Source organism: Oleiphilus sp. HI0067, from assembly GCF_001635735.1.
This window is the reverse complement of sequence record NZ_LWFI01001144.1, coordinates 17,388-28,091: the sequence shown is the minus strand read 5'-3', so window position 1 is coordinate 28,091 and position 10,704 is coordinate 17,388. Positions and strand designations below refer to the sequence as shown.

At 44.3% G+C, this 10,704-nt stretch carries 11 protein-coding genes and 2 pseudogenes; 1 reads left to right on the top strand and 12 read right to left on the bottom strand.

What is annotated here, in order from left to right; translation table 11 throughout:
- The first annotated feature begins 7 nt into the window (after positions 1-7).
- Complete coding sequence (locus A3739_RS28195) at positions 8-199, top strand: sigma factor (protein ID WP_369821109.1); 192 nt, start codon at positions 8-10, stop codon at positions 197-199.
- On the opposite strand, the pseudogene A3739_RS16720 reads toward A3739_RS28195, so the two are convergent.
- From A3739_RS16720 to A3739_RS16670, 12 genes and pseudogenes are all read right to left on the bottom strand, one after another.
- Positions 156-629, bottom strand: a pseudogene (locus A3739_RS16720) (sigma-70 family RNA polymerase sigma factor); the annotation flags it as partial. The gene A3739_RS28195 and the pseudogene A3739_RS16720 overlap by 44 nt on opposite strands.
- 80 nt (positions 630-709) lie before the next feature.
- Positions 710-1,522 (bottom strand): peptidoglycan DD-metalloendopeptidase family protein, encoded by an 813-nt coding sequence (locus A3739_RS16715; RefSeq protein ID WP_197469430.1) that lies wholly within the window; start codon positions 1,520-1,522, stop codon positions 710-712.
- A 177-nt stretch (positions 1,523-1,699) separates the two neighbouring features.
- On the bottom strand, positions 1,700-2,626 hold the full coding sequence (locus A3739_RS16710; RefSeq protein WP_068502125.1) for a DUF368 domain-containing protein: 927 nt from the start codon (positions 2,624-2,626) through the stop codon (positions 1,700-1,702).
- Between the two features lie 15 nt (positions 2,627-2,641).
- The gene (locus tag A3739_RS16705) at positions 2,642-3,301 is read right to left on the bottom strand and encodes a protein-L-isoaspartate(D-aspartate) O-methyltransferase (protein ID WP_068483572.1); all 660 of its coding nucleotides are present in this window, start codon (positions 3,299-3,301) and stop codon (positions 2,642-2,644) included.
- Entirely contained in the window at positions 3,301-4,050 is a 750-nt protein-coding gene (gene surE / locus A3739_RS16700) for a 5'/3'-nucleotidase SurE (RefSeq protein WP_068483576.1), read from the bottom strand. The genes A3739_RS16705 and surE overlap by 1 nt, the downstream gene beginning before the upstream one ends.
- Before the next feature lie 12 nt (positions 4,051-4,062).
- On the bottom strand, positions 4,063-4,995 hold the full coding sequence (gene truD, locus A3739_RS16695; protein ID WP_068483578.1) for a tRNA pseudouridine(13) synthase TruD: 933 nt from the start codon (positions 4,993-4,995) through the stop codon (positions 4,063-4,065).
- On the bottom strand, positions 4,992-5,486 hold the full coding sequence (gene ispF, locus A3739_RS30025; protein WP_197472384.1) for a 2-C-methyl-D-erythritol 2,4-cyclodiphosphate synthase: 495 nt from the start codon (positions 5,484-5,486) through the stop codon (positions 4,992-4,994). The genes truD and ispF overlap by 4 nt, the downstream gene beginning before the upstream one ends.
- A 42-nt stretch (positions 5,487-5,528) precedes the next feature.
- A pseudogene (ispD, locus tag A3739_RS30020) lies at positions 5,529-6,200 on the bottom strand (2-C-methyl-D-erythritol 4-phosphate cytidylyltransferase); the annotation flags it as partial.
- Positions 6,201-6,212: 12 nt separating this feature from the next.
- Positions 6,213-6,494, bottom strand: coding sequence for a septum formation initiator family protein (locus A3739_RS16685; protein ID WP_068479449.1), 282 nt, complete (start codon positions 6,492-6,494; stop codon positions 6,213-6,215).
- A 217-nt stretch (positions 6,495-6,711) separates the two neighbouring features.
- Positions 6,712-8,004, bottom strand: a complete 1,293-nt coding sequence (eno, locus tag A3739_RS16680; protein WP_068483581.1) for a phosphopyruvate hydratase — start codon at positions 8,002-8,004, stop codon at positions 6,712-6,714.
- 35 nt (positions 8,005-8,039) lie between these two features.
- The gene (gene kdsA / locus A3739_RS16675) at positions 8,040-8,885 is read right to left on the bottom strand and encodes a 3-deoxy-8-phosphooctulonate synthase (protein ID WP_068483584.1); all 846 of its coding nucleotides are present in this window, start codon (positions 8,883-8,885) and stop codon (positions 8,040-8,042) included.
- A 31-nt stretch (positions 8,886-8,916) separates the two neighbouring features.
- Positions 8,917-10,542 carry a CTP synthase gene (locus tag A3739_RS16670; RefSeq protein WP_068483587.1) on the bottom strand — a complete coding sequence of 542 codons (1,626 nt, stop codon included), beginning with the start codon at positions 10,540-10,542 and terminating at the stop codon, positions 8,917-8,919.
- Positions 10,543-10,704: the final 162 nt, after the last annotated feature.

Below are 10,704 nucleotides of genomic sequence, written 5' to 3'. Positions count from 1 at the left end.
CCTAGGTTTGATTCGCGCGGTTGAGAAATTCGATCCTGAGCGCGGTTTCAGATTCTCAACATATGCTACTTGGTGGATTCGTCAAACCATCGAGCGCGCAATCATGAACCAAACACGCACCATCCGTTTGCCGATTCATGTTGTGAAAGAATTGAATTTATATTTGCGCGCTCGATGGTTTGACGAATCCACCAAGTAGCATATGTTGAGAATCTGAAACCGCGCTCAGGATCGAATTTCTCAACCGCGCGAATCAAACCTAGGTTACCTTCTTCAATGAGATCTAGAAGAGTCAAACCGCGATTAACGTATCGACGCGCAATTTTTACAACTAAGCGCAAGTTACTTTCAATCATGCGCTTACGACCAGCTTCATCTCCTTTCTGAGCAAGGCGCGCAAAATGCACCTCTTCCTCAGCTGATAGAAGAGGAGAAAAACCGATCTCATTTAAATACATTTGAGTCGCATCAAGTTGACGACTTGCGGCTGCATCTCCGCGAGTTCCTGTACGACGGCTATCGATAGATGTAACTACCGATGCANTATCTTCCTCATGCTGTGAATTTCCATTGTCTGAACCAAAACCGAACTGCTCTGCTTCAAATAAAGTATCTCTTTCTGCTGCCATGGTGTTTCTCCGCTTTTTATTGTCTATTCCGTTTTCAGGAATAACCTAGCTGTTTCTTAATCGCCCTCTTATGAAGGCATCTATCTTTTTGGCAAGTACTTTTCCGGGTTGACCGGCTGACCATCCTTACGAATTTCAAAATGAAGCATAGGCTTTTGGCCTTTCGTACCCATTGTTGCAATTCGTTGACCACGCCGGACAGGTTCACCCTCTTTTACCAGCATCGTCTGGTTGTGCCCATAAGCACTTAGGAATCGATCGCTGTGGTTAATGATTATAAGATTTCCATAACCTAAGAGACCGTTCCCTGCATATACAACTTCTCCCGAAGCTGCTGCATTAACGTCATCGCCGACGGCACCTCCTATATCAATGCCTTTGTTGATATCCCGACTGCGTGAGTTCACAGAATACTTCGCAAGGATCAGGCCAACATGAGGCCACGCCCAAGTTATGTTATTGGAATTATTGAGATTTTTGTTCTTTGTCGATTTGTAACGAGATTCAGGTTTTCGTTTACGTTTTGTTACATTTGAAGAACCAGAAGGCGAAGAGCTGGCAGAATTTGAGGCCGACTGGATGGCTGAAGCACTCACTTCCAAGTCTATTTTTTGACCAACAAAAACGGTATATGGCGATTTTATGTTGTTAGCACTTGCTAACTCTTTGTAGTCACGTCCGTAGCGCCACGCGATCTTGTATAGCGTTTCACCGGACTGAACCACATGAGTTCCAAAATACACCGGAGGGTTAAAGTTTTTATTGTAGTAAATGTCTGGAGAAGTGCACGCCGATAATGCAAAAAAAACCAAGATACATTTGGTTACAGAAAGAGCTTTGCGCCAAAAGACGTCAATTTCTCGTACACCAAACATGAGTTTTTCGTTCAACATATCGACCTTAAATATAACCTAAAGAAATATAAAAATATTTTTATATTTCTTTATATTTTACATAAGTAGAGTTCGTTTTAAGAAGTGCCGCTAAGTACCTATTATTTAAGTACTTTTTTATTTTGAAAACAATTGCAAAAGTGTTACCAAAATACTCGAGTGTTCCGTTACGTAACACTAGTTTGCATTCCGCTCTAGTCTATTTATAACAACTAATATGAGCAAAATTGAGCCTACTCCAACAACAAACCAAATCGCTGCCAACCCTATTTGAGGATCGCCGACTAATTGAGCATAGTCTGCTGGCCATAATACGCCTTCTAGATGAGCAACATTCTCGCCCTTACTATTTAATCGGTAGCTTAGTACTTCTCTCCAAGGCCAGATCTTCTGAATTGACCCCAACATTAGTCCAGTCAAAAAACTGAGGCATATTGTTCTGTATAGATGTAACAGATGAGCAATAATTCTTGCCCCCAGAATTAAACCCAACAAACACCCCAAGACAAAACAAGCGAGAACACTTAGTTCAAAACTTTTCACTGAGCCAAGGATGAAAGTGTAAGTACCTAGAAGTAATAACAAAAAGCTCCCCGACACCCCTGGCAACAACATTGCAAATATCGCAATGAAACCAGAGATAAACGCACCCAAAAGATTGAATTCAAGCGAAAAAAATCGACCGCTCGCAATAAACATCGCCAACCCAACCCCTAATACCAGTGCAATGCATTCACTGCCTCTCCAGCGATCCATACTGCTTCCCATGATCCACACTGAAGCCGCAATAAGACCACAGAAAAAAGACCATAAAGGAATAGGGTGACTAACAATAACTTCAGAAATAAAGGAAGCGAGCAAAAAGATACTACTGAGAATACCCGAGAGCAAAATCAACAAGAACAATGCGTCGATCTCTTGAAAAAACTGCTGAATAGACCTGTGTTGTAGAAGCTTTCGCAGGGCAGGAAGTACAGAGTTAATACTTGATAGCAGTCGCTCGTATATCCCAGTTATAAATGCAATTGTTCCACCGGAGACGCCGGGTACTATATCCGCTGCGCCCATCATAATGCCACGCAAAAATATTAGCACCCAATGCATAGATTCTCCTTTAGCTTAGCGAACAACACCCGGCAAAAATGGTACAAACATTACCGGCTCAATGACGTCTTTCAAGAATTGCTCACCTCTACGCGTCACAATAGTCAAATTTTGCTGCACATCGCCTAAAGGCACGATCATCTTGCCACCATCTTTCAACTGACGAAGTAACTCAAGGGGAATCTCTTTCGGTGCGGCAGTCACCATAATTGCATCAAACGGCGCTTGCTCGGGCCAACCAATGCCGCCATCAGCATGACGGCTGTATATATTGCGATAACCTATTCGTTCAAAACGCTGACGCGCTTTATTCAATAATGGAGAGATGCGTTCGACCGTATAAAGCTCATCAACGACTTGAGACAAAATAGCGGCTTGATATCCAGACCCTGTTCCCAACTCCAGCACTCTACGAGGCTGATGCTGAACGAGTAACTCCGTCATTCTTGCGACAATATATGGCTGCGAGATGGTTTGATTATGTCCGATAGGTAAAGCAGTGTCTTCGTATGCTCGATGCGACAGCGCTTCATCTAAGAAAATATGTCGAGGTGTATCAGCGATTGCCTCCAGAACACGCTCATCAGCAATACCCTTATCGCGCAAACGCTGAACCAACCTCAGACGCGTTCGGCGAGAGGTCATTCCGATGCCTTCAATACTCTGCTCTGGCATTAAGACTTCTCTTTCACGGCTTGTTGCAAGGTCGCAAGCGCTGTATGCGAAGTCATATCGGCATGAATAGGTGATACGGAAACGTAACCATTAGATACAGCATGAAAATCAGTACCTTCCCCCGCATCATCACCCTCACCAGCAGTAGAAATCCAGAGACGCTCTTTGCCTCGTGGATCTGAAAACTGCTCAGGCGGCTTCCCTTTTGCTCGGTGACCAAGACGCGTGATCTTTAAGCCATTTAGCTGTTCATAAGGCACATCAGGAACGTTAACGTTGAGAATAGTTCGTGGAGGTAAAGTCGAGAAGATGTCGTTTTCCAATATATCGCGAACCACTTTTGCGACAGTCTCGTAATGCCAGTTTCCGCGATTTACGAGTGATGCGGCTATGGCAGGTTTTTCTAAAAAACGCCCCTCTAAAGCAGCCGCAACAGTCCCTGAATAAAGTACATCATCACCTAAGTTCTCATGGGTATTGATACCGGAAACAACTCGCTCAACATCTCCATTAGTCAAAGCAGTCAAACCAACGTGAACGCTATCAGTTGGCGTACCATCAACACATTGAAAACCATTTCGAAGAGTCGTGACTTTTAAAGGTCTTGATAAAGTGAGAGATCCACTGGCTCCACTATGATCACGATCAGGAGCAACAACAGTAATTTCGGCTATTTTGCTAAGCTCGTCAGCCAAACAGTGCAAACCTTCTGCATTCACACCGTCATCATTAGATAGTAACAATTTCATTTTAATTCTCTATCACTGCTCTGCCATCTGACGTGTTGAGGCATCTTCTAAATCAAATAGCTCGCTCAACAAACTCGTAGCAAAAGCGCCTGGCATTAAATTGAAATGAAGCGTCAACGCATCATCATCAAAACTCCAGGAAAAATTCTCAGCTGGCATTCTATATGGCCGCCTAGCTAAGGTCATTCTATTCTTATGCAATCCTCGCACTAGTTCAGGATATTGTGCAAAAAACGCATTTTCTTCGTCCGTTTTAGGCGCGAGCCCTGGCGCATCATCTCCGTACAAAGGACCATCCGAGGCGACAAGCCAGGTCCCGTCTTGTACTTTATCCGCCAACATAATATTAAACAGATAGGAACGCACAGCCGATAGGTAAAACGATCTTTGCGAACGAGAGACTTTTATTTCGCCGGCAAACCAACGCTTAGCACGCTCTAAATTTTGATTATCACGCCCGAAGCGCTGAACACCAAAGTAATTAGGAAATCCATGCTCACGTATATATTCAAGACCAGACAATAAATCAGCAGTTTGCGAAACTCCGCGAACGACTAATCGAAAATAATTGCCGACATGTTCACCACGACGAAGTTTTTTATTATGCCTAGCAAGCTCAACTAACCGAACACCCTCAATTCCGCTAAGATCTATCGAATCAAACTGGCGATTACGCACATACACACTAAACCACTGACGAGTGACCGCCCAACGATCTTTCATGCCCGAATAACTGACATCCATTGGTTTAACGCCAAAATAATGCGCTAACTGCTTCGCGATGAACTCGGTATTCTGGCCAGTCTTTTCGATAAATAAATATAAATGCTCACCCTCACCAGAAAATTCCATCGTCATTTTCTCTTCCACATAAAAATCTTGTGGCGTCGCCTTATATGTAGCTTTTAACCAAACGCTACTGCTTGCTCTTGGGAGAGAATTCACACGCTTACCTGCCTCATAAGCATGACGCTCGCATCACAGGCAATACCCTCTTTTCTGCCTGTAAATCCGAGCTTTTCAGTCGTCGTCGCTTTAACACTCACACGATCCACATCTATCCCTAGATCTTCAGCGATACATTGACGCATATTATCAATATGGGGCAACATCTTCGGCGCTTGGGCGATAATCGTGCTGTCCAAGTTATTCACCGAAAAGCCTTTTGATTGAATCAAATCATTTACCGCTCTGAGTAAAAAACGGCTATCTGCTCCCGACCATTCGTCATCAGTATCTGGAAAATGCTTACCTATATCTCCTAAGGCTAAAGCACCTAGCATTGCATCACAGATCGCATGCAACAACACATCACCATCTGAATGCGCCTTTAAACCAAAGCTATGAGGAATTCTCACGCCGCCAAGAGTAACGAACTCTCCATTCTCGAACGCATGTACGTCATAGCCCGTACCCACTCTAAGATCAGGCGTCATATTTGTTTTCTCATTTACGGTATTTGTACTTTCTAGTGCAGCCAAATCTTCAGGCTTTGTGACCTTAATATTGCTCGACCGTCCTTCTACAAGTAGCGGAGAGTGCCCTGCAAACTCCATCGCTGAAGACTCATCAGTAATTTGTACTTCTTTCTTTAAAGCAGAGCGTAAAGCATCACGTAAAAGCGCATAAGGGAATGCTTGGGGAGTCTGTGCGCGCCAAATTATGTTGCGATCGAGCGTTGAATCCACCCGACCATTCTTGGAACATTTAATTGTATCAACCGAGGGAAGCGCTAATAACGCACCATCTGGTGCATCCAATAATGACTTTTCTAGTAACTCTAACTCATGTTCAGTAATCAAAGGACGAGCGGCATCGTGAACCCAAACCCAATCATGATCCGCAGCCTTATCAGATAAAGCCATTAACCCTGCTAGAACGGTATCTGCTCTTTCATCACCGCCAACAAACCTTATGCACTTGTTGGTAACATCAACAGGTAGAGAATTAAAATAGGAGTCGTCAGACCTTAAACCTACCAACACGGTTTCAAAGCGAGGTTTTGCAGTCATTGCTTCTATTGTTCGAGCAATGATCGTTTGTCCATCAATGTTAAGATATTGCTTTGGAATGGTGGACCCCATTCGAGATCCGATACCAGCGGCGGGTAGAATGAGCCAGTGCTTCGGCTCAGAATTGCGTTTTACCATGCAGAATGTTCATCAATGATCGCTTGAATTGACCACCATAAAGAAGGTCTCGTTTCGACCAATCATACCAAGGTCTACGCGTGCGCGCTCCTCTATTACTTCATAACCTTTCTTAAGATTTGTTACTTTCGCGTCTAAGCGCCCATTTCGCTCTTCCAGCTCAAGATTCGCAACACGCAATACATCTACTTTTTCTTGCAATTGCCACACCTCAAATATGCCGCCTTCGCCAGCCCACAGCCTGAACTGAAGCACGACCGTTGCCAACAACAAGAAACCCCACAACAACTTCATTTACAATCCGATAAAAACTAAAAATATGGTGAACAAAAATAACAAACCTATGAGTTCACTCTAGCCTAGAATCGGCATCACGCTAGCCTAAAATTCATGTCCAAATTGAAATAATTCTCTACTAGCGAGAGCTAAAAAAAGGGCTAAACTGCCCTTCTTTTTTGCTTAAAACTAAGCTCACTTAAAGCGCTAAGCAAGCTCAGTTTGAACAGGCCAATTATTGGCCTTTGATTTCCGAACGACCTTTATAAGGTGCTGCTGAGCCAAGTTTTTCCTCAATACGCAGCAAGCGATTGTACTTAGCAACACGGTCAGAGCGACATAGCGAGCCTGTCTTGATCTGACCGGCACATGTACCTACTGCCAAATCAGCAATAGTCGTATCTTCGGTTTCACCTGAACGGTGAGAGATCACTGCGGTGTAGCCTGCATCTTTCGCCATTTGAATTGCATCAAGCGTCTCACTCAAGCTACCAATTTGGTTGAACTTGATAAGAATTGAGTTACCGATGCGCTCATCGATACCACGCTTAAGAATCTTAGTGTTAGTCACGAACAAGTCATCACCAACTAGCTGTACTTTGTCACCAAGTACTTTTGTTTGATAAGCCCAACCAGCCCAATCAGATTCATCTTGACCATCTTCAATAGAAACAATTGGGTAAGCATCACAAAGCTCTGCTAAGTAATCAGAGAAGCCTTCAGCAGAGAAGACTTTACCTTCACCGCTTAGATCGTACTTTCCGTCTTTGTAGAATTCAGAAGATGCACAATCTAGCGCGAGTGTAATGTCATCACCTAGAGCGTAGCCGGCATCGGCAACAGCCGTTTTAATGACTGCCAATGCATCAGCATTAGACGCTAAGTTAGGCGCAAAACCACCTTCATCACCAACAGCTGTGTTCAAGCCTTGAGATTGCAACACTTTCTTCAATGCGTGGAAAATTTCAGCACCCGCACGAAGCGCTTCAGCGAACGTAGGCGCAGATACTGGTTGCACCATAAATTCTTGGATATCAACATTGTTATCTGCGTGCTCACCACCGTTCAGGATATTCATCATTGGAACAGGCATCGAGTATTGACCAGACGTACCGTTCACATCAGCGATGTGTTCATACAATTCAACACCCTTCGCTTGCGCTGCTGCTTTTGCAGCCGCAAGAGAGACTGCCAAAATCGCATTTGCGCCAAGCTTTGCTTTGTTCTCTGTACCATCAAGATCAATCATGATCTGATCAAGTTCACGCTGAGCCGTCACATCTTTACCGACTAACGCGGCACGAATGTCTTCGTTAATACCAGCAACCGCTTTCAATACACCTTTACCAAGGTAACGCGACTTATCACCATCACGAAGCTCTAAAGCTTCACGTGATCCAGTCGAGGCACCAGAAGGCGCACAAGCCGTACCAACAACACCAGACTCAAGAATAACGTCGGCTTCCACTGTTGGGTTGCCGCGTGAGTCCATAACCTCACGGCCTTTAATATCAGCGATCTGAAACATTTGTACTTATCTCCAAGTATTACTTTTATGGACTGTTAAACAGTATCCAAAGGTTCAAAATTCTTCACGAGTTCGTCAATAGCTTTGACGCGCTCTAAAAATGGTTCTAATTGCTCAAGTCGCAATGCACAAGGGCCATCACACTTAGCTTGGTTAGGGTCGGGATGCGCCTCTAAAAATAATCCGGCCAACCCTTGCGACATACCTGCGAGCGCTAAATCGGTCACTTGCTCGCGACGACCACCTGCAGAATCAGCACGTCCGCCCGGTTGTTGAAGTGAATGCGTCACGTCAAAGAAAACTGGATATTCGAAGCCCTTCATCACGCCAAAACCCAACATGTCCACAACAAGATTGTTGTAGCCAAAGCTCGATCCGCGTTCACATAAAATCAGCTGGTCATTTCCCGCTTCAACACATTTATTCAATATGTGCTTCATCTCTTGAGACGCGAGAAATTGTGCTTTCTTAATATTAATAACTGCATTAGTCTGAGCCATCGCGGTCACAAGGTCTGTTTGGCGCGACAGGAATGCAGGCAATTGAATAATGTCACAAACCTCAGCAACCGGTGCTGCTTGATAGGGCTCATGCACATCTGTAATCACAGCAACGTTAAACGTGTTTTTTACTTCTTCAAAAATACGGAGCCCTTCTTCCATACCTGGACCACGGAACGAAGTAATCGAAGAACGATTTGCTTTATCAAACGACGCTTTAAAAACGTAAGGAATATTTAGTTTTTGGGTGACTTCTACGTACTTCTCAGCAATTTGAAGTGCCAGATCTCTTGATTCCAGCACATTCATCCCACCAAATAACACGAAAGGTTTGTCGTTCGCGATTTCGATATCGCCAACCTTCACTACTTTTTGGCTCATACCGCCTACCTTATCTCTCTCGCCAAAGCCTCTAAGCTTTTTTGTTCTGAATCGCCGCTTTTACGAAACCTTCAAACAAACCGTGGCCATCACGCGGAGTAGACGTGAACTCTGGGTGGAATTGGCACGCAACGAACCAAGGATGTTCTGGTGCTTCCACAACTTCAACCAACGCACCATCCATCGAACGACCAGAGACAATAAGTCCGGCCTCTTTTAGCTTTGGAAGTAAGTTATTGTTTACTTCATAACGATGACGATGACGCTCATTGACAACTTCTTTGCCATAAGCGGTTGCAACGGTAGAACCAGGCTCCAAGCGACAGTCCTGCGCACCTAAGCGCATGGTACCACCAAGATCAGAACTATCAGTACGTTGTTCGACACTTCCGCTCTGGTCTTGCCATTCAGTGATCAAACCAACCACTGGATTAGCACTTTCTGAATCAAACTCCGTACTGTTTGCGCCTTCTAAACCTGCAACATGGCGCGCATATTCAATAACTGCCACTTGCATACCCAAGCAGATACCTAAATAAGGCACCTTATTTTCACGCGCATATTTAACCGTTTGGATCTTTCCTTCTACACCACGATTTCCGAAACCACCCGGCACCAGAATCGCATCGACATCTTCGATCTGCCCAGTTCCGTTATCGATAATAGTTTCAGAGTCTACGTAGCGAATATTAACCTTCGTGCGATTACGTAAGCCTGCATGCTTGAGCGCCTCAATCAAAGACTTATAAGCATCCAAAAGCTCCATGTACTTACCGACCATCGCAATCGTAACTTCTTGCTCTGGGTTCGCTTCTGCTTCAACAACACCATCCCACTCACTTAAATCAGCAGGAGCAGCATCAATATTAAAGCGCTCGCAAATAATGTTATCTAAACCTTGTTCGTGCAGCATTCTCGGAATGAGATAGATGCTGCTTGCGTCTCGCAAAGGAATAACCGCGCGCTCTTCAACATTCGTGAACAAAGCAATTTTGCGGCGAGATGATGCATCAATTTCATGATCAGAACGACATACCAGAATATCGGGTTGAATACCGATAGAACGCATTTCTTTTACAGAGTGCTGCGTCGGTTTTGTCTTAGTTTCTCCCGCAGTCGCGATATAAGGCACTAAGGTCAAATGCATAAACATCGCGCGATTAGAACCAACTTCAATCTTTAACTGACGCACAGCTTCAAGGAAAGGCTGGGATTCTATATCACCTACGGTTCCGCCAATTTCGACAAGCGCAACATCGTAACCGCTTGCACCTTCAACAACACGACGTTTAATTTCATCCGTAATGTGCGGAATTACCTGAACAGTTCCGCCCAAGTAATCACCACGACGCTCTTTACGAATGACATCTTCATAGACACGTCCACTCGTAAAGTTGTTGCGCTTAGTCATTTTAGTGCGGATGTAACGCTCATAATGACCAAGATCTAAGTCAGTCTCTGCTCCGTCTTCAGTAACGAATACTTCGCCATGCTGAAAGGGACTCATCGTCCCTGGGTCAACGTTAATATATGGATCCAGCTTCAGCATTGTGACTTTTAGTCCACGAGCTTCTAAAATTGCTGCTAGGGAAGCAGAAGCAATACCTTTACCTAACGAAGAAACAACGCCGCCGGTGACGAATATAAAACGAGTCATGTAAACCCTGTCGATTCAAAAACAAAACCAATCACGCGCCTAATGAATTTCATTAGCACAACAACGTGACTACCAATATCAGTAAACTACTAGCAAATCGCTAAAAATTTGCGAAGAAAGGGAGGCGAATTAGCACCTCAAGATGGGGCGCCAGAATACCAG